20 protein-coding genes are annotated in these 25,139 nt (G+C 62.4%); 6 read left to right on the forward strand and 14 right to left on the reverse strand.

What is annotated here, in order from left to right:
* Nucleotides 1-42: 42 nt before the first annotated feature.
* From B2V21_RS08185 to ffh, 10 genes are all read right to left on the reverse strand, one after another.
* On the reverse strand, nucleotides 43-3,666 hold the full coding sequence (locus tag B2V21_RS08185) for a transporter substrate-binding domain-containing protein (RefSeq protein WP_286916557.1): 3,624 nt from the start codon (nucleotides 3,664-3,666) through the stop codon (nucleotides 43-45).
* A 134-nt stretch (nucleotides 3,667-3,800) separates the two neighbouring features.
* Nucleotides 3,801-5,210, reverse strand: coding sequence for a threonine synthase (gene thrC / locus B2V21_RS08190; protein WP_049861280.1), 1,410 nt, complete (start codon nucleotides 5,208-5,210; stop codon nucleotides 3,801-3,803).
* A gap of 25 nt (nucleotides 5,211-5,235) precedes the next feature.
* Entirely contained in the window at nucleotides 5,236-6,540 is a 1,305-nt protein-coding gene (locus B2V21_RS08195) for a homoserine dehydrogenase (protein WP_282347731.1), read from the reverse strand.
* A gap of 93 nt (nucleotides 6,541-6,633) precedes the next feature.
* Entirely contained in the window at nucleotides 6,634-7,368 is a 735-nt protein-coding gene (locus B2V21_RS08200; RefSeq protein ID WP_049861278.1) for a DsbC family protein, read from the reverse strand.
* A gap of 142 nt (nucleotides 7,369-7,510) precedes the next feature.
* Nucleotides 7,511-8,407, reverse strand: a complete 897-nt coding sequence (xerD, locus tag B2V21_RS08205) for a site-specific tyrosine recombinase XerD (protein WP_056844212.1) — start codon at nucleotides 8,405-8,407, stop codon at nucleotides 7,511-7,513.
* A gap of 193 nt (nucleotides 8,408-8,600) precedes the next feature.
* Nucleotides 8,601-8,951 carry a 50S ribosomal protein L19 gene (gene rplS, locus B2V21_RS08210; RefSeq protein ID WP_049861276.1) on the reverse strand — a complete coding sequence of 117 codons (351 nt, stop codon included), beginning with the start codon at nucleotides 8,949-8,951 and terminating at the stop codon, nucleotides 8,601-8,603.
* 42 nt (nucleotides 8,952-8,993) lie between these two features.
* Nucleotides 8,994-9,746: a tRNA (guanosine(37)-N1)-methyltransferase TrmD gene (trmD, locus tag B2V21_RS08215; RefSeq protein ID WP_049861275.1), complete on the reverse strand. Its 753-nt coding sequence runs from the start codon at nucleotides 9,744-9,746 to the stop codon at nucleotides 8,994-8,996.
* Between the two features lie 3 nt (nucleotides 9,747-9,749).
* The gene (gene rimM, locus B2V21_RS08220; RefSeq protein ID WP_056844211.1) at nucleotides 9,750-10,289 is read right to left on the reverse strand and encodes a ribosome maturation factor RimM; all 540 of its coding nucleotides are present in this window, start codon (nucleotides 10,287-10,289) and stop codon (nucleotides 9,750-9,752) included.
* Nucleotides 10,290-10,294: 5 nt separating this feature from the next.
* The gene (gene rpsP, locus B2V21_RS08225) at nucleotides 10,295-10,546 is read right to left on the reverse strand and encodes a 30S ribosomal protein S16 (RefSeq protein ID WP_008366201.1); all 252 of its coding nucleotides are present in this window, start codon (nucleotides 10,544-10,546) and stop codon (nucleotides 10,295-10,297) included.
* 257 nt (nucleotides 10,547-10,803) lie between these two features.
* A complete protein-coding gene (gene ffh / locus B2V21_RS08230; RefSeq protein ID WP_049861273.1) occupies nucleotides 10,804-12,186 on the reverse strand; it encodes a signal recognition particle protein in 1,383 nt (460 codons plus the stop codon).
* A 167-nt stretch (nucleotides 12,187-12,353) separates the two neighbouring features.
* On the opposite strand from ffh, the gene B2V21_RS08235 reads away from it, so the two are divergent.
* Nucleotides 12,354-13,166, forward strand: a complete 813-nt coding sequence (locus B2V21_RS08235) for a cytochrome C assembly family protein (RefSeq protein WP_049861272.1) — start codon at nucleotides 12,354-12,356, stop codon at nucleotides 13,164-13,166.
* Between the two features lie 10 nt (nucleotides 13,167-13,176).
* Entirely contained in the window at nucleotides 13,177-14,412 is a 1,236-nt protein-coding gene (locus tag B2V21_RS08240) for a transporter associated domain-containing protein (RefSeq protein ID WP_049861271.1), read from the forward strand.
* A gap of 63 nt (nucleotides 14,413-14,475) precedes the next feature.
* Here the strand turns inward: B2V21_RS08240 and purT are convergent, their stop codons facing one another.
* The 4 genes from purT to B2V21_RS08260 all read right to left on the reverse strand — a co-directional run bounded on the left by purT (nucleotide 14,476) and on the right by B2V21_RS08260 (nucleotide 17,155).
* Nucleotides 14,476-15,657 (reverse strand): formate-dependent phosphoribosylglycinamide formyltransferase, encoded by a 1,182-nt coding sequence (gene purT, locus B2V21_RS08245; protein WP_286916558.1) that lies wholly within the window; start codon nucleotides 15,655-15,657, stop codon nucleotides 14,476-14,478.
* Nucleotides 15,658-15,782: 125 nt separating this feature from the next.
* A complete protein-coding gene (locus B2V21_RS08250; RefSeq protein WP_286916559.1) occupies nucleotides 15,783-15,983 on the reverse strand; it encodes a DUF1289 domain-containing protein in 201 nt (66 codons plus the stop codon).
* A complete protein-coding gene (locus B2V21_RS08255; RefSeq protein ID WP_049861268.1) occupies nucleotides 15,980-16,504 on the reverse strand; it encodes a gamma carbonic anhydrase family protein in 525 nt (174 codons plus the stop codon). Before B2V21_RS08255 ends, B2V21_RS08250 begins: the two co-directional genes overlap by 4 nt.
* Before the next feature lie 51 nt (nucleotides 16,505-16,555).
* Nucleotides 16,556-17,155: a CoA pyrophosphatase gene (locus B2V21_RS08260; protein WP_049861267.1), complete on the reverse strand. Its 600-nt coding sequence runs from the start codon at nucleotides 17,153-17,155 to the stop codon at nucleotides 16,556-16,558.
* Nucleotides 17,156-17,290: 135 nt separating this feature from the next.
* Between B2V21_RS08260 and B2V21_RS08265 the strand changes: the two genes are divergently transcribed.
* The 4 genes from B2V21_RS08265 to B2V21_RS08280 all read left to right on the forward strand — a co-directional run bounded on the left by B2V21_RS08265 (nucleotide 17,291) and on the right by B2V21_RS08280 (nucleotide 25,013).
* Nucleotides 17,291-17,845 (forward strand): NUDIX hydrolase, encoded by a 555-nt coding sequence (locus B2V21_RS08265; RefSeq protein ID WP_049861266.1) that lies wholly within the window; start codon nucleotides 17,291-17,293, stop codon nucleotides 17,843-17,845.
* 51 nt (nucleotides 17,846-17,896) lie between these two features.
* Nucleotides 17,897-18,454: a L,D-transpeptidase family protein gene (locus B2V21_RS08270; RefSeq protein ID WP_286916560.1), complete on the forward strand. Its 558-nt coding sequence runs from the start codon at nucleotides 17,897-17,899 to the stop codon at nucleotides 18,452-18,454.
* A gap of 243 nt (nucleotides 18,455-18,697) precedes the next feature.
* A complete protein-coding gene (locus B2V21_RS08275) occupies nucleotides 18,698-20,338 on the forward strand; it encodes a ShlB/FhaC/HecB family hemolysin secretion/activation protein (RefSeq protein WP_049861264.1) in 1,641 nt (546 codons plus the stop codon).
* A gap of 85 nt (nucleotides 20,339-20,423) precedes the next feature.
* Entirely contained in the window at nucleotides 20,424-25,013 is a 4,590-nt protein-coding gene (locus B2V21_RS08280) for a hemagglutinin repeat-containing protein (protein WP_286916561.1), read from the forward strand.
* The last annotated feature ends 126 nt before the right edge of the window (nucleotides 25,014-25,139 follow it).

Raw genomic sequence — 25,139 nt, forward strand, 5'->3', positions numbered from 1 at the left:
GCACTCTAAAGGGCAAGTGGAACGCTTGGGATAGGACAAGTCCTAAATTTCCGAGGAATTTTCTCGACAGCGCGCTATGGCCGTGGCCAACCTTGCGATTTCGCAATGGAGCTCCTTGCCCTCGACGAGCAATCGCTGCTCATCGCCCGACTGACAACACGCATCCACTTCGGCGAGCGCGCGCGTCAATGGCTCCGCGTCGATAAGACGAGCAATGCCTTGAAGCCGATGCAGCACCTCTTGCAGGCGTAACCAGTCGAGCGCCTCGACGACCTCGGTCAGCGCTCCGGCCTCTGCCTCCAGATTCCGGGAGAACTCGTCGAGCATTCGTCGCATGACCTTTTCATTGGCCTGGGTCAGACGTTGCAGCGCCTGCATGGAGAATGCCGGACCCTGCTGCAGGTCGGCGATGATCTGAGCCAGCCTGTCCAGGGCTATTGGCTTGACCAGCAGTTCATCCATGCCCGCTTCGGCACAGCGCAACCGCTCATCCTGCATGGCATTGGCGGTACAGCCGATAACCCGAACCGGACGTGCACCGGATAGCGCCTCCTGCTGGCGGATGGCTTGGCACAGGGCGTGGCCATTCATGCCTGGCATGTTGCAGTCGGTGAGCACCAGATCGTAATGCCCGGCTTGCCAGGCAGCCAGCGCCGTCACACCGTCGCTGGCGTCCTGCACCCGATGCCCCAGAAACTGCAACTGCTGGGTCAACACCATCCGATTGGCGGACAGGTCATCCACCACCAGAATGTCCAGCGCGGCGGTGTCGGGCCGCGGTTGGACAGGAGCCATTGCCGCCTCAGGCTCTGCATCGTGGCGTACATCGATCTGCACTTCGACTCGCGTTCCCACGCCTTCGGTACTGTGCAGGTTGATCGTGCCGCCCATCAGTTGGATCAACTGCTTGCAGATGGTCAAACCCAGGCCGGTACCGATGGATTCCTGTTGCAGGTCCACGCCACCCTGAACGAACGGTTTGAACAATCTGGCCTGTTGCCCAGGCGTCATGCCCGCGCCCGTGTCGCTGACGACAATGGTCATCCGCCACTGGCCCGGGTTGAGCAGCTGCGCGTCGACAGCCAGGCGCACGCTGCCTTGGCGGGTAAATTTCAAGGCGTTGCCGAGCAGGTTGTGCACCACCTGCCGCAACCGCAACGGATCGAACCAGAACGTGCTGGCCATGGCCGGTGCGATGTCGAGATCGAGCGCAATGCCCTTGCGCTGTGCCTGGGCCGAAAACAGGCTGAGCATGCCTTCGAAGAACGGCCGGACTTCGGTCACCTGCTCGGCCAGTTGCAGGCTGCCTGATTCGATCTTCGCCAGGTCCAGACTGTCGCCGATCAGGGCGACAAGCTCCTGGGCAGAACGCCAGGCCACCTCGAGCGCCTCGGACACCGGTTGCTCGTCCCGCCGGCGTCGCTCACGCTCCAACTCGAGCAAGCCGATGATGGCCGCCATGGGCGTACGAATCTCATGGCTCATGGTCGCCAGAAAGGCGCTCTTGGCCTGGTTTGCCTGCTCGGCGGTGTGCCGAGCCTCTACCAGTTGATCTTCGAGGCGCTTGCGCTCGGAAATGTCGATCCAGCCGCCCAGCAAGCCCTGAAGCTGGCCCTCGGCATTGTAGAACGGCACGATCCATTGCCAGGCATGCACCTTGCGGCCGTGCATCTGGATCTGCCGATCAGCGGATACCGGTTGCTGATCGTCCAGCAGCTTGAGGTAGTCGCGATGCATCTGCTCGGCCTCGTCCGAGTTCACCACGACAACCTCCTGCAACGTGCGACCCTTGATGTCTTGCAAGCGCGTCGCGAAGCTCTGCTCGTAGCTCTTGTTGCAGGACAACAGCCGTGCCTGCAGATCGCGCACATAGATGGGGCTGGGAATGCCATCGAGCAATGCGCGCTGGAAGGCGAGCTGATCGTTGAGCGCATGCTCGGCCTCGAGTCGCTGACGTATCTGCGCCTTGAGTCGGCCGCTCCACACCAGTGACACGGCGCCCAGCACCAGGGCCACTGCCAGCAGCCAATAGACCCACGTGGCAATGCGCTGCCACATGGGCTCTGGCGGCACCACCGCACCCAGCCATTTCAAGCGCGCCGCGCGCAGTTCGGCTACCGGATACGCTTCCAGCGCTTTGTTGATGATCGCCGTCAGCTCGGGCTCCGAGGCGCGAATGGCGAAACGATCGGGTGACCATTCGCCATCGACATTGCGTCCGACCTTGAGCACGCCAGGCGGATACCGTCCCACTGCGCGATAGGCCCCGACTTCACTGTCGATGGTTGCATCCGCCTCGCCACTGGCAACCATCTCGCGCGCCTTGTCGTAGGTGCTGACCAGAACCAGTTTGATCTGCGGGTACTGGCTGCGGATCGCGCTTTCCAGGGCATGTTCGGCCGGAATCGCCAGTACCTTGCCGGCGAGCTCGTCCAGATGGCCGATGGGCAGATCCTCGGCGCGAACGATGAAGACCCAACCCTGGCCCCCGAAGGAATGGCTGAAGCTGAGGAACGCCTTGCGTTCCGGGGTTTCCGAGAGCGTGGTGTTCATGTCGGCCTGGCCATGCTTGAGCATGTCCAGGCTCTGGGCCATGGAACTGGAAGGCAGATAGACGAACTGCAGTCCCGTCATGTGCGACAGGGTCGCCAGCACCTCACTGTTGAGCCCTACCCAGTTCCCCTGCCGATCTCGGTACAGGTAGGGCGGATACTGGGTCGCAACCACGCGAACCTGTCGGTGCCGGGCGATCCAGGCTTGCTCGGCGGGTTCCAACGGGACCCGGTGGTGACCGATTTCCGAACCCAGCCCAGTGGTCCAGCGGGTCAGGATCTCACGGCGCAAACCGTCGTCGATGCTGGCCAGCGCCCGCTCGACCATCTGTCCCAGTAAAGGATCGGCCTTGCGACTGGCGATGGTGTACCCCACCGGGGGCAGGCCACTGGGGCCGATGATGTCCAGATCGAGGTAGGGACGCAGCGCATTGTAGGCACGCACGATGACTTCGTTGCTGATCATCGCATCGACATCGCCCTGATGCAGCGCTTGCAGGCCGCTGCTCAGGCTGGGTGCCATGACGATGCGGCTGTCCGGATACACGCGCTGCACCGTAGCGTCGTCGGCGTAGCCATCCACCAGCGCGACCTTCTGTCCAGCCAGGCCGCTCCCCCCCCTGCTACCGACGCGCCGCACGATAACACCATGGTCGGGCATGTACTCCTTGGTGAACGCCAGGCCGCCGATAGCCTGTTCATACCCATTGGCGCTGGTCAGCAGGTCGATTTCGCCATCCTTGAGTGCCTGCACCGCTTCGCTGCGCTGGGCGAAGCCCAGTACTCGCAATTCAACCCCCAGGCGGCTACCGATCAGGCTCAGGTAATCGGCGCTCACGCCTTGATAGCGGTTGCGCTCACTGGTGATATCGATGGGTTCATAGTCAGCCAATGAAACGCCGACGCGGAGCGTCCCGTGGCGCTGCAACCATTGCTGCTCGGCACTGGAAAGCGGCAGGGGCGCGAGCTGGGCGAACGGTGCGACGAGCGCGAAAGGCAGACTCTGGGCGGCAGTGGCCAAGCCGGGCAAAAGGATGCAGGCGCCCACCAAAAGCCCCGCTGCCCACGCCATCGCCCCTGCGCGCGTGAAAAACGAGGTCGGTTTGGGTCTCATGCCGTGCATCCTTGCCTGCGGGCCGAAAGGGCCTGGGAAAAAGTTGCATAAGCTTGGCACTGTAAAAAGCAGAAAGCCCGCATCGAGCGGGCTTTATGTGTTTCAGATCGCGTCAGGCGCGGTGCTGCGTACCGTCAGAGCGGCTTGCCGCGGTTGCCGTGCTGACTCACGAAGGCTTGTACGGCCGACAGGTCATTGGGCAGTACAGTGCACTTCTCTTCGCGCTCGAACAGATCGACCAGGTGCGGTGGCAGCTCCAGCGCCCTGCCCACACCCGCCTTCTGTACCGCCTCAGGGAATTTGACCGGATGCGCGGTACCCAGCACGACCATGGGCGTATCCAGGCTGCGTCGGCACTCGCGGGCCGCGCGCACGCCAATGGCCGTGTGCGGATCGAGAACTTCGCCGCACTCGGCGAACACCTGGGCGATGGTCTCGCAGGTCTGCTCGTCACTGACCGCCAGCGAGTCGAACAACTTGCGCGCCTCGGTCCAGCGCTCCTGCTCGACACTGAAACCGCCGCCCTTGCGGAAGTTGTCCATGAGGCCGGCAATGGCCGCGCCGTTGCGACCGTGCAGATCGAACAGCAGACGCTCGAAGTTCGACGACACCATGATGTCCATCGACGGCGACAACGTGGCGTGCAGGGTTTCCTTGACGTACTGGTTGCCGCTCATGAAGCGGTGCAGGATGTCGTTGCGGTTGGTGGCCACCACCAACTGGTTGATCGGCAGGCCCATGTTGCGTGCCAGGTAACCGGCGAAGATGTCGCCGAAATTGCCGGTCGGCACCGAGAATGCCACCGAACGCGCGGGCCCGCCCAGCTGCAGTGCGGCATGGAAGTAGTAGACGATCTGGGCCATGATTCGCGCCCAGTTGATCGAGTTCACCGCAACCAGCGGCGTGCCCTTGAGGAAGCTCTGATCGGCGAAGCTGTTCTTGACCATTTCCTGGCAATCGTCGAAGTTGCCTTCGATGGCGATGTTGTGCACGTTGTCGCCGCCGATCGTGGTCATCTGCCGACGTTGCACCGCCGACACGCGCTCATGCGGGTGCAGGATGAAGATGTCGACGTTCTCGCAGTGCTTGCAGCCTTCGATCGCCGCCGAGCCGGTGTCACCACTGGTGGCGCCAATGATCACCACACGCTGGCCGCGCTTGGCCAGTACGTAGTCGAGCAGACGACCCAGCAACTGCAGGGCAAAGTCCTTGAACGCCAGGGTTGGGCCGTGAAACAGCTCCATCACCCACTCGTTGCCGCCCAGCTGGCGCAGCGGCGCGATCGAGGCGTGGGCGAACACCCCGTAGGTGTCTTCGAGAATCTTCTTGAAATCGGCATCCGGGATGCTGCCGGTGACGAACGGGCGCATCACTCGGAAGGCCAGCTCGTGGTAAGGCAGGCCTGCCCACGAGGCAATTTCTTCCTGGGTGAAACGCGGCAGATTCTCCGGCACATACAGGCCGCCATCGCTGGCCAGGCCGGCGAGCAGGACCTCTTCGAAGTTCAGGGCCGGGGCCTGACCGCGAGTACTGATATAACGCATTGCGAATTCCTCTGGCAGCTGCCGCTTAGTTCAAGTGCTCGACACGGATGCGCACAACCGGCCCGACGACGCCCTGCAAGGCTTCCAGCGCCTTGATGGCATCATTGATGTGCTGTTCGACGACGCGGTGGGTCAGCAGGATCATCGGCACCAGGCCGTCGTGTTCCTCGACCTCCTTCTGCATGATCGACTCGATGTTGATGCCGCGCTCGGACAGGATGCTCGCCACCTGTGCCAGCACTCCCGGATGATCCTTGGCCTGGATACGCAGGTAGTAGGCGCTTTCGCACGCCTCGATCGGCAGGATCGGGTGGGCGGAGAGCGAGTCTGGCTGGAAAGCGAGATGGGGAACACGATTCTCCGGGTCCGAGGTCATAGCCCGGACCACGTCGACCAGGTCGGCGACCACGCTCGAAGCGGTGGGCTCCATGCCAGCGCCGGCACCGTAGAACAGGGTGGAACCGGCTGCATCGCCGTTGACCATCACCGCATTCATCACGCCATTGACATTGGCGATCAGGCGATCAGCCGGGATCAGCGTCGGATGGACGCGCAACTCGATGCCGCGCTCGGTACTGCGTGCCACGCCCAGGTGCTTGATGCGGTAGCCCAAGGCTTCGGCATAGTTGACGTCGGCCGTGGTCAGGCGAGTGATGCCTTCTGTGTAGGCCTTGTCGAACTGCAACGGGATGCCGAAGGCGATGGACGCCAGGATCGTCAGCTTGTGCGCGGCATCGATGCCTTCCACGTCGAAGGTCGGATCGGCTTCGGCGTAGCCCAGTGCCTGTGCTTCGGCCAGGACGTCTTCGAAGGTACGGCCCTTCTCGCGCATTTCGGTCAGGATGAAGTTGCCCGTACCGTTGATGATGCCCGCTACCCAGTTGATACGGTTGGCCGACAAACCTTCGCGAATCGCCTTGATCACCGGGATGCCGCCGGCAACCGCAGCTTCGAACGCGACGATCACGCCCTTCTCGCGCGCTTTGGCGAAAATCTCGTTGCCGTGCACGGCAATCAGCGCCTTGTTGGCGGTGACCACGTGCTTGCCGTTCTCGATGGCCTTGAGCACCAGTTCACGGGCGATGGTGTAGCCACCGATCAGCTCGATGACGATATCGATCTCCGGGTTGCCGGCCACTGCGAAGACATCGTTGGTAATGGGGGTACCGGCAATCTGGCAGTTGGGGTTCGGCGAGCGCATCGCAATCTGCGCCACTTCAATACCGCGCCCGGCACGGCGGGCAATCTCCTCGGCGTTGCGCTGAAGTACGTTGAAGGTGCCGCCACCGACGGTACCTAACCCACAGATGCCTACTTTGACCGGTTTCACTCTGAACTCCCCATGAAACGACCGCCCAGATGACAGTCGTGATACTGGCCGCAGGCCCTGGGCCTGCGGCTATTGATGACGTGCGAGTGCCGTTCAGCCTTTCGCGTCGAGCGCAAGTTTGGCGACGTTCGCGGCCGGCTGGTAGCCAGGAATGACCTGCCCGTTCTCCAGCACGATGGCCGGCGTGCCGCTGACACCGATCGACTGGCCCAGCTCGAACTGCTTGGCAACCGGATTGACGCAGGAAGGCGCCTTGATGGTATCGCCCGAGACCATCTTGTCCATGGCCGCCTTGCGGTCCTTGGAACACCAGACGGCCTGCAGTTGTTCGTCACCGGCCGATTTCAGACCCTGGCGCGGGAACGCCACGTAGCGTACCTCGACACCCATGCGGTTCAGCTCGGGCACTTCGGCGTGCAGCTTGTGGCAGTACGGGCAGGTGGTGTCGGTGAACACGGTGATGTGCGATTTGGTTTCGCCCACCGCCGGGTACACCACGGTATCGGCGACCGGAATGGCATTGATGGTCTTGGCGATGGCCAGCCGTTCGGTCTTCTCGGTCAGGTTGACCGGCTTGCCGTCCTGAATCTGGAACAGGTAGCCCTGCATGACGAACTGACCGTCGGCGCTGGCGTACAGCACACGACCGCCCTTGAGCTTGACCTCGTACAGGCCATTGAGCGGGCTTGCGCCCACGCTTTCGATAGGGACTTCCAGTTGTAAGGTCTGCAGGGTCTTGCGAATGGCTTGCTCCGCAGCCGGGTCGGCCACGGCAAAGGTGCTGGCCAACGCAAGGGCTGCGGCGGCGAAAAGACGGGTCACGCGCATGGGAACTCCTGGAGCGACGGACTTGAGGGGCGATGGACGATCAACTCGTCACGGCCCGCTGCATAAACCGGGCAAGCCTACCACATTCATTGGGCAAGACCGACTGCGGACAACGCTCGACACAGTACCGAATCGTCCGATTTCATCCGCGCGGATGGTGTTTGGCATGCAGGTCCTGCAGACGCGCGCGCGCCACGTGGGTGTAGATTTGCGTGGTCGACAGATCGCTGTGGCCGAGCAGCATCTGCACCACGCGCAGATCCGCGCCATGGTTGAGCAGATGGGTGGCGAACGCATGACGCAGCGTGTGCGGCGACAACGACTTGGCGATGCCGGCGACCTGAGCTTGATGCTTGATGCGATGCCAGAACGTCTGCCGGGTCATCTGCTCGCCACGCTGGCTGGGAAAGACGACATCACTGGGCCTGCCGCCGAGCAGTTCATGGCGTCCATCGCGCAGGTAGCGCTCGACCCAAACCACGGCTTCCTCGCCCATGGGCACCAAGCGTTCCTTGTTGCCCTTGCCCACCACGCGCAACACGCCCTGGCGCAGATTGACCTGATCCAGGGTCAGGCTGATCAATTCGGTCACCCGCAGGCCGCAGGCATACAGCACCTCGAGCATGGCGCGGTCACGTTGGCCGATCGGCTCGCTCAGGTCCGGCGCCTGCAACAGCGCCTCGACGTCGGCTTCGGACAATGATTTGGGCAACGGCTTGCCCAGCTGCGGCATATCGATCTGCAAGGTCGGATCGCTGCCGATCAGCTTCTCGCGCAGCAAGTACCGGTAGAAACCGCGTGCGCCCGACAGCAGCCGCGCTGTAGAACGCGCCTTGTAACCCTGTTCGACCCGCCAGGCCAGGTGATCGAGCAGCACCTCGCGGCCGGCGGCCTCCAGCGCGATGCCGCGCTCCTGCAGCCAGCCGTTGAACAGGGCAAGGTCACTGCGATAGGCGTCGCGACTGTTTTGCGAGAGGCCTTTTTCCAGCCATAAGGCATCGAGGAATTGGTCGATCAGGGGGTGGTCTAGGGCTGGCATCGAGATCGTAGGGTTGTGGGGGTCCGGGGATGATAACAGGGCGCAGAGTCAGGGCGACGCCTTCGCGGGCAGAGCGCGCTCCCACATGAACATCGCCATTGAGCACTCACCTGCCAACACTCGCCCACAAACCTTCACCCACAAAAAAGGCAGCCCGAAGGCTGCCTTTTTCTGCATCAGAAACAAACTGTTCTCAGGACAGTTTTTCCTTGATACGTGCTGCTTTACCAGACAGGTCGCGCAGGTAGTACAGCTTGGCTTTACGCACGTCACCACGACGTTTCACGGCCATGCTGTCGATCTGCGGGCTGTAGGTCTGGAAAGTACGCTCTACGCCAACACCGTTGGAGATTTTACGTACGGTGAAAGCACTGTTCACGCCGCGGTTGCGCTTGGCGATGACAACGCCTTCGAACGCCTGCAGACGGGAACGATCACCTTCCTTCACTTTCACCTGAACGACGATGGTGTCGCCCGGGGCAAAGGGAGGGATTTCTTTGCTCATCTGCTCGGCTTCGAGTTGCAGAATGATTTTGTTGGTCATGCTGTGCTCCTAAGGCAAATCGTCTGAATTGCCATCGATACGTTAACTATCGTTCCGCTCGCGGAGATACTCCGCCAGCAGCTTGTTCTCTTCTCCAGAAAGCGAGCGTCTTTCCAGAAGATCGGCACGTCGTTCGTAGGTCCGCCCAAGGGACTGCTGCAAACGCCAGCGCCGGATGTGTGCATGATTGCCGCTAAGCAATACGTCGGGAACACGCTGATCCGCATACACCTCCGGTCGGGTGTAGTGCGGGCAATCCAGCAGACCGTCCGTGAAGGAGTCTTCCTCCGCGGAGTCCGCATGCCCCAAAGCTCCGGGCAGCAGTCGTGTAACCGCATCGATCAGGACCATGGCGGGCAATTCACCGCCCGACAGCACATAGTCGCCAACAGACCACTCTTCATCGACATGAGCTTCAATGAAACGCTCGTCGATGCCTTCATACCGCCCGGCGATCAGAATCAGGGATTCGGAAGTCGCCAGTTGTTTCACGGCGCCCTGTACCAGCGGTCGGCCCTGGGGCGAGAGGTAGATCACCTTCGCCGCTTCCCCTGCTGCTGCCTTGGCCTGAACCAACGCGTCTTCCAGGGGCTTGATCTTCATCACCATTCCCGGACCACCGCCGAAGGGCCGGTCATCCACTGTGTGGTGACGGTCCGTGGTGTAGTCCCGCGGGTTCCAGCAGGTCAGTTGCAACAACCCCTGTTTCACCGCGCGGCTGGTAATGCCGTACTCACTGATGGCCGAGAACATCTCGGGGAACAGGGTGATCACTTCAACGCGAAGGGTTGCCATCGCCTAGAAGTCCGCGTCCCAATCCACCCTCATCTCGCCAGCGGCCAGGTCGACCTTCAACACGCATTGCGCCGTATAGGGCAACAGGCGTTCACGATCATCCAGGCTGCCCACGCAGGGCTTCACCACCATTACATCGTTGGCGCCGGTCTCCAACAGGTGATCGATGGTGCCGAGCAATTGCTCCTGCAGATCGATGACCTTCAGGCCCTGAAGCTGATACCAGTAGTAATCATCTTCGGCCAGGTCGGGCAAAAGGCTGCGCGAGATGCAAATCTCGTAACCGGACAGAAGACGGGCTTCGTCGCGATCATCCAGGCCTTTCAACTTGGCAACCAGATCCTTTTGTGTGGATCGGCCGCTGACCAGCTCTACCTGTTTGACGACAACCCCTTCGCGCTTGAGCGTCCAGGTCTTGTAGTCGAGCAGGTTTTCTATCGGATCGGTAAAGGAAAAGACCTTCACCTCGCCGCGAACGCCGTGTACCGAGAAAATCTTGCCGACGACGATCAAGTCATCAGCGGAATCTGGCGTCGCGTTCATATTGCTCAGGCCGCGGCCTTGGCAGCTTCCTTCAGCAACTGAGCAACACGCTCAGAAGGCTGTGCACCCACGCTCAACCAGTGGTTGACGCGCTCTTGGTTCACGGACAGACGGATTTCCTGACCACGGGCAACAGGGTTGAAGAAACCCACGTGCTCTTTGTGGGAACCGTCACGCGGGTTGCGCGAATCGGTTACGGTCAGTTGGTAAAACGGGCGCTTTTTGGAGCCGCCACGGGCAAGACGGATGGTTAGCATTGAACATCGTTCCTGTAGTCGGTGCTGCAAATCATAATGCACAGCGGGCACACGGGTGCCCGAAAGGCCGCATATTCTCAAGGAATACACGGACATTTGCAAATGCCTTTTTCCGATAGGTCGGGGCTTGCAGCGTGGATTTGCCTATAAGCCGTTGCAAGCAACGGAGTTTGGCCACATGGCCAGGGTATTCATCGGCACGGGAGGTGCAGGTGCGGGAGCAGGCTCCCAGAGGACTCTCGTGCCGACGGAATGCGTTACATCTTGGGCATGCCGCCACCGCCGCCGGGCAGCATGCCGCCCATGCCGCGCATCATTTTGGCCATGCCACCCTTGGTGGAAAACTTCTTCATCATCTTCTGCATCTGCTTGTGCTGCTTGATCAAGCGACCGATGTCCTGCACCTGCGTGCCCGAACCCATGGCGATACGGCGCTTGCGAGAGCCGCTGATCACGTCCGGATCGCGGCGCTCGGCCGGGGTCATGGAGTTGATGATGGCTTCCATCTGCTTGAACTGCTTCTCGGCGACATTCTGGGCATTGCCCATCTGCGAGAGATTCACACCGCCGATGCTGGGCAACTTGTCCATCAGGCCACCGAGGCCGCCCATGGTCTTCATCTGCACGAGCTGGTCACGGAAGTCTTCGAGGTCGAAGCCCTTGCCCTTCTTCAGTTTCTTGGCGAGCTTGTCGGCCTTATCCTTGTCCAGCGACTGTTCGGCCTGCTCGATCAGGCTGAGCACGTCGCCCATGCCCAGGATGCGCGAAGCGATCCGGTCGGGGTGGAACGGCTCGAGCGCTTCGCTCTTCTCGCCCATACCGATGAATTTGATCGGCTTGCCGGTGATGGCACGCACCGACAGCGCGGCACCGCCACGGGCGTCGCCGTCGACCTTGGTGAGGATCACACCGGTCAGCGGCAGCGCATCGCCGAAGGCTTTGGCCGTGTTGGCCGCGTCCTGACCGGTCATGGCGTCGACCACGAACAGGGTTTCGGCCGGCTTGACCGCCGCGTGCAGCTGCTGGATCTCGCCCATCATCTCGGCGTCGATGTGCAGACGGCCGGCGGTGTCGAGAATGACCACGTCGATGAACTTGAGCTTGGCCTCGCGAATCGCGGCGTGGGCGATGTCCACCGGCTTCTGGCTGATGTCGGACGGGAAGAAGGTCACGCCGATATCGCTGGCCAGGGTTTCCAGCTGTTTGATGGCCGCCGGACGGTAGACGTCGGCCGACACCACCATCACGGTCTTCTTCTTGCGCTCCTTGAGGTAGCGCGCCAGCTTGCCGGCGGTGGTCGTCTTGCCCGCACCCTGCAGACCGGCCATCAGGATGACTGCCGGCGGGGTCACCGCCAGGCTCAGCTCCTCGTTGGCGGCGCCCATCATTTCGACGAGCTCGGCCTGGACGATCTTCACGAACGCCTGGCCCGGGGTCAGGCTACGCGAAACCTCGGTGCCGACCGCACGCTCCTTGACCTTGTTGACGAACTCCTTCACCACCGGCAGGGCGACGTCGGCTTCGAGCAACGCCATGCGCACTTCGCGCAGGGTGTCTTTGATATTGTCCTCGGTCAGCTTGGCTTTGCCGGTAACGTGGCGAAGCGTCTGCGAGAGGCGGTCTGTAAGGTTTTCAAACATGTCGCGATCCTTTCTGGCTCTGGTTGAGCCGAGGTTGTGGCGGCAAGAGCAGGCCGGCGATTATAACCAAGAGTGGGTGCCACGGACACTGCGCGGTATGCAGTCTTTCGTCGGCGGGCATTTGATGCCAAACTCAGGCACTTTCCGGCTTGTGCTCCACAGGACCTATGCTCCCTTTGTCACCCAGTCTATTACCCACCCTCGGCGCCGCCTGCCTGTACGCCGCTGCGACTGCCTATCAGGCGACCCGCATTGGCCAGGGCAGCAAGGCTGACAAGCGCCTGCTCTACCTGTTCGGCTTCCTGGCCGTCATCGCCCATGGCTGCGCGTTGTTCTCGCAACTGCTGACACCGCTGGGGCTTAGCCTGGACTTCTTCAGCGCCGCCAGCCTGATCGCCGTGGCGGTGATCGCCCTGACCCTGCTGGCGACCAGTCAGATTCCCGTGGAAAACCTGCTGGTACTGCTGTTCCCCCTGGGCCTGGCCACCATCCTGATCGCGCAGTTCGTGCCCGGCGGGACCGCGCCACTGATCCACGAAGAGCCCGGCATCCTTACACATATCCTGCTGTCCATCCTGGCCTATGGCATGTTCACCATCGCCGTGTTCCAGTCGTTGCTGCTGTTGCTGCAGGATCACCAGCTCAAGCACAAGCACCCGGCAGGCCTGATCAAGAACTTTCCGCCGCTGCAGACCATGGAAAGCCTGCTGTTCGGCTTCATCTGGGCTGGCTGGGTATTGCTGTCGCTGTCACTCATTTCGGGTTGGGTGTTCGTCGAGAACCTGTTCGCGCAACATCTGGTCCACAAGACCCTGCTGGCCTGTCTGGCCTGGATCGTCTTCAGCGTGCTGCTGTGGGGGCGCAACCGCCTGGGCTGGCGCGGACACAAGGCCATTCGCTGGACGCTGGCCGGGTTCTGCCTGCTGATGCTGGCCTATTTCGGCAGCAAGCTGGTTCGCGAATACATTCTGCACATCTGACAGGTCACCCATGGACACTCTGCCCCTAGGGCCGATGCTCGGCGCGCTGGCGCTGGCCATTCTCCTCGCCGCGCTGCTGTGTGCAGTGGACGCGGCGCTGCACACGTTGGCCGCACAGCGCCCCACTGGCCGCAATGGCGATCGCCCGGCGCTGGAGGCGCCTCTACCCAGCCTGGTACTGCTCGCTACCCTGGTCCGTGCTTTGGCCGTGACTTTGGGTGTCACACTGGGCATCTATCTGCGCGGCGCCCATGGCGCCTGGCTTGGGGGTCTGGGTACAGCGATCGCTTTGCTGGTACTGGCCGACTACTTACCACGCCATCTTGCCCGGCGCTATCCACGACCGTTCATCGGCATGGCCAATGCGCTGATGGCTCCGCTGCTCAAGCTGGTCTGGCCGCTGGCATGGTTGCTGGACGGCGCTGCGCGCTTGCTGGTCGTTCCCTTCGCTCGCAAGGAATCCAACCAGGGCGCCCAGCAGGAACCTGCCCAGCCCCGTAGCGTGCTCGATGAATTGGCCGCCGAGGCGCGCAGCAACAAGCCGCACCTGGCCAACAGCATTCATGCCTTGGACAAGATCACGGTCAACGACATTCTCGTGCCGCGCAACGAGATCGACGGCATCAACCTGGAAGACTCGCTGGACGAAATCATCGACCAGTTGATGATCAGCCGGCACACCCGCCTGCCGGTTTTCCACAATGACATCAACCATGTCGAGCGGGTGCTCAACACACGCCAGATCAGTCACTTGCTGCCTCAACGCGAGTTGACCCTGGAAGCCTTGCTGGCCGCCTGCTACGAAGCCTATTTCGTGCCGGAAAGCACGCCACTGCAGATGCAGCTGCTCAACTTCCACAAACAGCAGCGGCGGCTGGGCATCGTCGTCGACGAGTACGGCGAGGTACAGGGCATCGTTACCCTGGAAGACATTCTGGAAGAAATCGTCGGCGAGTTCGAAGATGACGACGCCCTGGCCAACCCCCATATCCACCCGCAGCTGGACGGACGTTTCGTGGTCGAGGGTCAGGCCTCCATCCGTGACATCAACAAGAGCCTGGGCTGGCACCTGCCCAGTGACGGTCCCAAGACCCTGAACGGTCTGGTGACCGAGGCATTGGAAAGCATCCCGGCCAGCGCCGTCTGCCTGAAGATAGGCCGCTATCGGATGGAGATTCTCGAAACCGAGGAAAACCGTGCGTCGCGGGTACTGATCTGGCACGCAAGTAGCCTGCCTGCGGCATGACACCAACTTAGCAAGCCGTCTTGACTGGCGCCGCCGTTCGACAGGCGCCAGTCGACCTACGCCTTACAACTCGACCTTGATCGCCTGCGAGGACCGTGTGGCCTTTGCACGGGCCGCTTCGATCGATTCGTCGCGGGCCAGGGCCACGCCCATGCGCCGCTGTCCATTGACTTCAGGCTTGCCGAACAGACGCAGTGCCGTATCCGGCTCGGCCAACGCAGCTCCAAGGTTGTCGAAGGCGGTCTGGCGGGAATTGCCTTCGACCAGAATCACCGCCGAGGCCGACGGCCCGAACTGACGAACCAGCGGGATCGGCAGGCCGAGAATGGCACGGGCATGCAGGGCGAACTGGGAAAGATCCTGGGAAATCAGCGTGACCAGACCGGTATCGTGCGGACGCGGCGAGACCTCGCTGAACCACACCTGATCGCCCTTGATGAACAGCTCGACGCCGAACAGACCACGCCCACCCAGGGCTTCAGTCACCGCACGAGCCACACGCTCCGATTCGGCCAGAGCCACCGGGCTCATCGCCTGGGGCTGCCAGGACTCCTGATAGTCGCCCTTCTCCTGGCGATGGCCGACCGGCGCGCAGAACGTCGTGCCGCCCACGTGGCGCACAGTCAGCAGGGTGATCTCGTAGTCGAAGTCGATGAAGCCCTCGATGATCACCCGGCCCTTGCCGGCGCGCCCGCCTTCCTGGGCATACTCCCAGGCCGCCTGCACGTCGGCGGACGTGCGCAACAGACTCTGGCCCTTGCCCGAGGAGCTCATGACCGGCTTGACCACGCAGGGGAAGCCAAGGTCCTGCACGGCCCGCTCGTAGTCCTCGAAGGTGTCGGCAAAATGATACGGCGAGGTCGGCAGGTCCAGCTCTTCGGCAGCCAGGCGCCGGATACCCTCGCGGTTCATGGTCAGTTGGGCCGCACGCGCGGTCGGCACCACGGTGAAACCCTCGGACTCCAGCTCCACCAGAGTGGCCGTGGCGATGGCCTCGATCTCGGGCACGATGTAATGCGGCTTTTCCGCTTCGATGACCGAGCGCAAGGCGGCGCCGTCAAGCATGTTGATGACGTGGCTGCGGTGGGCAACCTGCATGGCGGGCGCATCGGCGTAGCGATCGACGGCAATGACTTCGACGCCCAGGCGCTGCAGCTCGATCACCACTTCCTTGCCCAGTTCGCCGCAGCCACACAGCAATACGCGGGTCGCGGTCGGCGACAGGGGGGTTCCGATACGGGTCATTTCAGGTCCTCAGGGAAGCGTCTGGAGCGAGGGGCAGCACGCACGCCTGCCCGACAGGGGCGGGCATTTTAACTCAACACAGCGTTGCGCGCGCCAGTCTCGCCACCCGGGGAGCGCGTACCCGACTAAACGCTCGGCAACATCAGGCCTTGGGCCACGGCGCGCTGATGAGCCAGACGCAGGACGTCGCGACGCTGCTCGTCGCTCATGCGCCCCCACTGGGTGATTTCGACTGCGGTGCGCTGGCAGCCTGTGCACACATCGTCTTCGTCCAGTGCACACACACTGATGCAGGGTGACTTGACCGCCTTGGGTAGAGGATTCATGAATCCTGCTCGGTCAGTTCGCGCGCGTAACGCTGGGCATTGTGGACGTAGTGCGCGGCGCTGGCTTCGAGCATGCGCTTCTGGGCTTCGGTCAGTTCGCGCACGACCTTGCCCGGTGACCCCATGACCAGCGATCCATCGGGAATTTCCTTGCCTTCGGCGATCAGCGAGTTGGCGCCGATGATGCAGTGCTTGCCGATCCTGGCACCGTTGAGGATAACCGCGTTGATCCCGATCAGGCTGAAGTCGTCCACGGTGCACCCATGCAGCATGGCATTGTGGCCAATGGTGACGCCGCGACCGATGGTCAGCGGCACGCCTGCGTCGGTGTGCATCACGGTGCCGTCCTGAACGTTGCTGTGCTCGCCGATATCGATCAGTTCGTTGTCGCCGCGCAGCACGGCGCCGAACCACACGCTGGCGCCGGCCTGCAGACGCACCTTGCCGATCAGGGTGGCGTTGGGTGCGGTCCAGCTGTCGGGATGGGTTTCGACGCGAGAGTCGCCCAGACGGTATTTCATGTGATGTCCTCGAGGCAGCAGCGAGCGGCACGGCACTTGGCCGAGCGACGCTCAGATGGCGGTGTAATGCTCGGGAGGCCGGTGCAGGCTGATCCGGGCGTCGTACATCAGGTTGACCAGCTCGACGATCATGATCGCCGACAACCCCCAGATCTTGTATTCGCCGAAGCGGTAGCTGGGCACATACCAGCTGCGCCCCTGGTAATCGATGCGGTGGGTATGTTCGCGCGGATCCTGGCGGAAGAACTCCAGCGGCACCGAGAACACGGCAGCGATTTCGGCATCGTTTGGCTGGTATTCGACGTAGTCGGGAATGATCCCGACAAAAGGCGTGACCTTGAGCCCGTGCTTGGAGATCAGCGGGCTGAGCGGACCGACTATTTCCACCAACCCCGGCGGCAGGCCGATTTCTTCTTCGGCCTCGCGCAGGGCCGTGAACACCAAGTCCGGGTCCTGCGGGTCGCGCCGCCCGCCCGGAAAGGCCACCTCGCCGCCGTGGGTGGAGAGCCCCGAGGCACGTAGCGTCAGGACCAGTTCGGGCTCATCGCTGCGAGTGATGGGCAGCAGCACCGCCGCTTCGGGAAAACGGCTGTCGGTTTCCAGCGTGCGTGGGGTGTGGCTGCTCACTCGGCGCAGTAGCTCGTCCAGCATGGCGTTTCTCGATCCGTGGCCTGCTGGCATGATGCACCAAAAGCCGCTGGCAGCCCAAGCCCGATTTGCCCCGCCGCAGGCTTGCGGCCCTTGGACAGTACGGCCAAGATAGCGGCAGCCATCAAGGATCTCAGCATGAATTTCTGCAGCCATTGCGGCAACCCGGTGACCCTGCGCATCCCCACCGGCGACACACGTCCCCGATTCGTCTGCGGACATTGCCACCTCGTTCATTACCAGAATCCCAAGGTGGTGGCAGGCTGCATCGCCGTATGGCAGGGACAGGTCCTGTTATGCCGGCGGGCCATCGAACCGCGCCGCGGTTTCTGGACCCTGCCCGCAGGCTTCATGGAAAATGGCGAAACCCTGCAGCAGGCCGCCAGCCGCGAAACCATGGAAGAAGCCTGCGCCCAGGTGACCGACCTTGCGCTGTACACCGTTTTCGATCTACCGCACATCAGCCAGGTGCAGGTGTTCTACCGTGCCGAAATGTCCGAGCCTGTGTTTGCCGTGGGTGAGGAAAGCCTGGAAGTGGGATTGTTCGCGCAAAATCAGATCCCTTGGGCGGAGCTCGCTTTCCCCACCGTCGGGCGTACCTTAGAATACTTTTTCGCTGACCGGCTGGAGCACAACTATCCGGTCCGCAACGAGTGTGTGGGGCCGCTGCTCGCGCAGCCGCCTCAGACCTGACCCGACGCACCGGCACCCGCGGTGCGTATTCATTGCAGGAATACTCCATCGATGCGCTGCCTGACCGCCCTGTTCTGCCTGTGCTTCGCCGTGAGCGCCCAGGCGGCCTTCACCGTTACCGTGGAACGCAAGCCGGTTGACCAGATCGGCGTTGTAGCTAAACCCGGCAAGCGCCTGGGCGTGGACCCGATCGACAAGGTGCTGGTGCTCAAGACCAGCCGCCAGTTGCAATTGATCAGCGGCGGCGAGCCGCTCAAGAGCTATCGTATCTCGCTGGGCAAGCAGCCCAACGGTGCCAAGGAGCGTGAGGGCGACAAGCGCACCCCCGAAGGTTTCTACTGGCTCGACTGGCGCAAGGTCAGTGACCGCTTCAACCTGGCCATGCACGTTTCCTACCCCAACATCACCGACGCGGCCCGGGCCCGCCGCGAGGGCGTCGCACCGGGCAGCATGATCATGATCCACGGCACCCCGATCGACGCGGAGTATCCGGAATGGTACTTCGCCACCCTGGACTGGACCGATGGCTGCATCGCCATGAAAAACGACGACATGCGAGAGGTGTGGAGCCTGGTCAAGGACGGCACGATGATCGAGATCCGGCCTTGAGCCGAAGGCTTTCTGCAGCGGCGCAATCGTGACGGTCCTTCAGGCATCATAGGAACCATCCTACGAGTGGTTCCTTTTTCTAATCCTCGCTTTCCCACTGTCTGTCAGATTCTTCCTACCTACAACCCTTCTCCCCTGCCCGTTCCCTGGGAAGTCCTGCCTCATAAAGTGGCCCCCTATTGATTGGTCGACAACTGGGGCTGGGCTGCAATGACGATTTTCCGCAAAGACTGCCTGTTATCCATGCTGCTATTGGGACCTGCCCTGGCGCTGGCCGAAACAGGCGTGCCCAAGCTGGATGACCAGATTTTGCGCCAGTTCGATAGCCAGCGTCTGGAGCGCGAAGCGACCGAACGAGCACAACGACTGGAAACCCTTCATAAAGACACAGCGGTGCAAGCGCCGGCCGCCCCCCAACGGGTCGAGAGCGATGCCGATTGCTGGCCGGTTTCCGCCGTGCAGGTGCAGGACAACCATCTGCTGGATACCGATACGCTGCAAGCCGTTCTCAAGCCTTGGGTTTCGCCGTGCATCGGCGTCAGCGACATCAACCAGATGCTGCTCGCGCTGACGGGTGCCTATGTGAAGGCCGGTTACATCGCCGCCCGACCTTACGTCCTTCGGTTGCCCGAAGCCGATGGCGAACTGGTCCTCGCCATGCTCGAAGGCTTTATCGAGTCGATCGAAATCGCCGATGGCAGTACCGATCTGGCGCTGGGCAGCGCCTTCCCCGGAATGATTGGCCGACCGCTCAAACTCACCGATGTGGAAAGTGGCCTGGACCAGCTCAACCGTTTGCGTTCGGTCGACCTGACCCTGGACATCGCGCCCGGCGAGCAGGTGGGCGGCACGCGGATCATTCTGCGTCCGCGAGGCACACGCAGATCCTGGACCTTGGGCGCCGGTCTGAACAACCGCGGCAGCGACAGTTCCGGGCGGCACCAGGCGCAATTGAGCATGAGCCTGGACAACCCGTTGCACCTCAACGATTCGCTGGCTGCCAGCTATGCCCACAGCCTGGACGGTGGCGCAGGCTTCAGTCGCCAAGGTGGGCTGTTCTACGAAATACCCTACGGGCGCTGGACGCTGAATACCTTAGCGAGTCGTTTCGAATCGCGGGCACCATTGGCTAATCGCCACAACGTGGCGCAGAGCCTGGAGAGCTACGGGCTCAAGCTGGACCGTAGCCTGTGGCGCAACCAGACCACGCTGCTCAACGCACACCTGCGCCTGGACCAGACTCGCACCGACCTGCTGTTCGACGGCACGACCGTGCGCAACGGCCGCACGACGCTGAGCGTTGCCAGCTTCGGGCTGAACCTGACTCACCTGGGCGATTCGGTGTGGAGTGGGTACCTGGGCTACTCCCGCGGGCAGGGTTGGCTGGGGAGCGATAGCACACCGCTGCGCCATGACGCGCCCCAACCGCGTTTCGAAAAGTACCGGGGCACGGTCACTCGCCGTTCGCTGTTCAACCTGCTCGAACGGCGCTGGGCCTGGAACACCGAACTGGATCTTCAGTACAGCCCCGACCCGCTGCCCAGCCTGGAGCAGTTGCGCCTGGCCGGCAGCGGCAACGTGCGTGGCTACCGCCTGGACAGCCAGCCGGTGTCCAACGGCGCCACCCTGCGCAACACCCTGAGCACCTCTCACCTGCTGGCCCCCGGCCTGTACCTGACACCCCGTGCCGGGTTGGACCTGGGCTGGGGCCAGCACACCTACAACCAGGTCCAGACCCAACAGGCCGTCGGCCTGAGTACGGGTGCGGCCCTGAGTTGGACCGATGGACAGCTGACTCTGGACTATCAACGCGGATTGCATCGGCGCACCAGTACATCACCGGAGCCAGGTTTCTGGACCTTCGGGCTGTCGCAAGCCTTTTGAAACACGCGTTCTGACATGGAAGTTCTGACACGGAAGTTCTGACCAACACGTTCTGAAAAACTTCTAAAAACAGGTACACATCCCCATGAAAAAACCATCACGTTGTGTTCAGCGCGACACCTTGCGCCTGGCGATTGCCAGTATCGTACTGGCCCCTTACATGGCCAGCGCCGACGTCATCCAGCCCGCCTTCGAGTCGGGGCCTACACCAGTCATCGTCAACGGCTCGGGCCGTGCGCCTGTCGTCGATATCGTCGCACCCAACGCCGCCGGCCTATCGCACAATCGCTACGAGCAATACAACGTCGGCCTACCTGGCGTGGTGCTGAACAACAGCTTGCAGGCCGGTCAGGCCCACGTGGGTGGAGAGTTCCAGGATGTCCAGGCCAATGCGCAGTTCAGGGGTCAGGCCGCCAGTACCATTCTCAATGAAGTGATTGGTCGGCGCCGCTCCGATATCAATGGCGAGCAGGTGATCTTCGGCCAGGCAGCCGACTACGTACTGGCCAACCCCAACGGTATTTCCCTGAACGGCGCGCGGGTGAACCTTGGGGTGAATAATCAGGCGACCTTCCTGGTGGGTCGGCCTCAGGTCGAGAACGGCCGTATCTCCGGATTCGACACGGGCGGTACGGTCGACCCTCGCGCGGCACTGCGGGTGAACGGTACAGGTGTCACGGTGAACGGCGGTTCGCTGGCCTTGATCGCGCCGAGGATCGACCAGCAAGGTCAGATCAACGCAGAGCAGAATCTCGACATTCTGTTAGGCAGCCACCGGGTCGATGCCAACAGCCTGGCAATCAGCAACATTCAGCAGAACAGCTTCAAGACCGATGCGCAGTTGGTGGGGGCCATGCATGCCAATCGGATCAATATCCTCAGCACGCGCGAAGGTGCCGGTATCAACATGGGCATCAGCCGGATCGAGGCGCGGCAGGGCATCGATATAGCGTCCCAAGGCAATCTGAACATGGCCAGCACCGCCCTTCGCGACGGCCTGGCGACCCAGGGCGAATTGAACGCTGGTGACGGCGATATTCGCCTCAGCGCGGTCGGTGATCTGAGCCTCAAGTCGGTGCGCGCGCGCGGCGCGTCGATTACCGCTGATGCCGGTGCCAACCTGAACCTGGACACTTTGACCCGCACCACTGAATCCAGCCTGAGAAACGGCGTGGAAAACGACTGGTACTTTCTGCCTGCGGGCGCAACCATCACCACAGTCGATAAAAGACGGGTCGAACACCTGACCAACAACCTCGACGCAACGCACAATGTAACCCTGAGCGCAGGCAACAACGCCAAGCTCGCCGCCACCCACATCAGTAGCGGCGGTGAGATTGCCGTGCGCGCGGGCGACACGCTGGAAGTGACCGCCAATGTCGATCAAACCCTGGACCGCGTGACCGTCAGCAACCAACGCCAAGGTGCGCAGCGCCTGGACAGCACCGCCACGCAGACGGCGCAAACCGCCGCGTCCAGCCGCCTGGACGGACAATCGATCAGCCTGGCCGGGCGTGCCGTCAAGGTCACCGGCAGTGATCTGACCAGCCGCAGTGATATCGACCTGTCGGGCACCGACTCGGTGGACATCGGTACCGTCGCCCTGCACGGCTCGGTGCAGCAAAACAGTCGCGAAGGGCACGTGATCGTCCGGCGCTCGCGCACTGAGATGCACGACCGCGAGAAGACCATCGACCACCGTGGCAGCCAGCTGACGGCGGACGCCGGCAAGGTCGAGGCCAAGGCCGATCGCGTGGACCTTGTCGCCGCGCAGGTCCGGGCCAAGGATATCGTCCTGCAAAGCGGTTCCCAAGGTCTCACCATAGAAGGCGTACAAGCGCACAAGCGCCTGGAAAATGCGCGTCTGGATACGGCTCTGTTCAGATCGTCCGATCGCAGCTACGACCGCAGCCAAAGCACCTATCAAGGTAGCTCGCTCCAGGCCAGTGACACCGTGAACCTGGAGAGCCAGTACGACACTCAGATCATAGGCTCGAGCATTTCGGCCAAGGGCGATCTCAAGGTCAAGACTGAGGGTCATTTGACTGTCCGTGCCGGTGAGCAGAGCAGCGAATCCACACTCAAGGGCAAGGACTGGAACCTGACGGTGTTCGTCGAGGCTGCCGGACCCGGCTCGGGCCAGCCAGTCGACGATGCGCAAGGCGCATCTGGACAAGTGAACGTAGGCGCAGGGTTGCGCCAGCAGTGGACATTGGACACCGCACAACTGACCACCCACCAGGCCAGCACGCTAAAGGGCAAAAACGTCACGCTGGAGGCTGGAGAAACCTTGGCCATGCTCGGCTCGTCGGTCGAGGCCGAGCAGGACGCGGTGCTCACGGCTCAGGACATCCGCATCCTGGCGACACAGGCACTGCGCAGCTTCCGCAATCAGGAAACCGGAAGAACCGTGGGCTACGAGATCACCTCAGGCCTTGACCGCGTGGGTGTGGCGTCCACATTCAGCCTGCGGACCGACACCGATGGGCGCAGTGAAAGCGTGCACACCCGCAGCACCGTCAAGGCGGGTAAGGACGCTCGCCTGACAGCGAAAACGCTGACCACCCAGGCGGCGCATGTGGAAGCCGGGGGGCTATTGCGAGTGCGCGCCGATGAGGTTCGCAACCAGGCTGTCACCGACGCCACCAAGACCGCCCTGGACTACAACAAGATCAAGCTCAGCGCAGGCATTTCGTTGGACTACGGTGCCATAACCCGCCAGGTACAGAAGCTGTGGACGGGTGTCGATCAGACCAGCCTGTATTCCACCGGCCTGGAGGACAGCCTGCTGCCGTGGAGCGTGGGCATCAATCTCAAGGGTGACTACCAGGATCGCAACAGCCAGTCGCTGACCCACATTGCCCGCGTCACGGAATTCAAGGGCGGTGACATCGATATCGCGGTCACCGGCAAGCTGCACGACATCGGGACCCAGTATGAGAGCACGGTCGGAGCGATCGCCTTGAGCGCTGGCAGCCATACCCTGGACGCTGCTCGAAACAGCGTGCGCACCACCATCGACGCACTGGGGGTGGACGCCATCGCTCGGCTGGAAACGTCGATCGGTGCCGACTGGACGTTCGGCGCCGCTGCCCGGGGCCATAGCAGTGCTCAGCACAAGACCGTGGAAACCGCCGTGGTCGGCAGCCTGCTTGGCAAGAAAGGTATCGCCATCCAGTTGGGCACCGATGGTGTGTATGAAGGCACCCTGATGAGCAGCGAAGAAGGGCCGATCAGTATCGACAGCGGGGGTAACCTGCAACTGCGCCAGGCCAGCAACAGTATCGTCAAGCATGACGACGGGACCCGTGGACGCGGTGCGGTGCAAGTCAGTGGCACTGTGGTGCCGGCGCCTGTGATCACCGGTGGAGCCATCGGCGGTAGTGGGCAGTACACCGAACTCGACAGCACGCAGACCATCGGCGTGGGCGGTCGATTCGATACGCCGGGTGCAGTCACGTTGACCGCCGGGGGCAATGTGATCATGCAGGGTACCGATATCGGCTCGCAGCAAGCCCCTGTCGGGAGCCTGTCCATCAATGCCGGCGAGAGCGTCGTGGTACTTGCCAGCATCGATACCACCACAGCGCAGGGTAACGTCTATGGCGGTAGCGGCTCGCTGAGGGTCAGCGCGCAGCCGGCAACGGGTGGCAGACCGCTGGCAGGTGGTGCAGGCTTCGAGTTCGGCCAGACCGACGAAGATTCGACGCTGCGACGCGGCGCGCAATGGCATGTGCTCGGCGACATGGCGGTGACAGCCGGCAGCGACCATGCCGCAGCCATATTGCTGGAGGGGCTGCAGGCCAACGCCGGCCGTATCGCACTGGACGCCAGCAGGGGCGGTATCCACATCAACGCGGCACGCTCTACCAGCGAGCGGGATAACAAGCTGATTTCCGCCTCGTTCAACCTGGGAGGGCAGGCAGGCGGTGCAAACAGAACCTATTCGCTCGATGAGTTCGCTGCACAGTTCAAGCTCGACTACGACAAACTGCAGAGCAGCACCTATGCCAACGCTCGGTTGACCGCAGGCACGGTCGACTTCAACAGCCCAGGTGAACTGCGGCTGGCCGGTGCGCAGGTGCACGCCGATCAGGTCAACGGCTCGGTGGGCAGTCTGCACGCCCGCAGCATGAAGGACCATGTCGATGCCATCACCGTCAAGGCCGAGGCCGAAATCGGCATGGGCGGAGATCCGTGGGGGGCAATCGGCGGCCTGGCGAGCCTGGCAGGCGAATGGGGTACCAAGGCCAAAGAGCGCTTGGACCAGCTGAACGCTGCCTACTCGCTGCCCGTCTCGGCCAAGCTCGGCTTCGACATGCGGCGCGAACTTCGTGACACCGTGGCACATAGCACGGTCCTCAATGGCCGGGACAGCATCGGTCTGGAGGTCACTCACCAGACGCGGTTGGAAGGTGCACAGTTGCAGACTGCCAGCGACCGGGTGGCGCTGAACAACGACCGTCTGCAGACCAGTGACCTGGACTCGCGCGACCGGTTGGTGACTGTGTCGCTGCTGGCCCTGACCCCTTCGTTGGGCGCGATCAAGCACGTATACGACCATCTGCAGAAGGACAAGCCGGAAGAACTCACGATCGACACCGGGCTGTTCCGTGAGGGCGGCCATGACCGCACCCAGTACCTGACAGGAGGTGTGGAAAAACTTTCGCTCTGACCTCCCATTGCGACCCCATGGAACCGGGGTTGCACACCTCTCTGCGGCCTGACAATCGTTTAGGCCGCATCCTACGGGGCGCTGCGCGCAGTCCGCCTGTCGCATCGCGCCCACCCTTCCTAAGGT

Origin of the sequence: Pseudomonas sp. UBA6276, from assembly GCF_002438365.1 — a bacterium.
Taxonomy (GTDB): domain Bacteria; phylum Pseudomonadota; class Gammaproteobacteria; order Pseudomonadales; family Pseudomonadaceae; genus Aquipseudomonas; species Aquipseudomonas coleopterorum.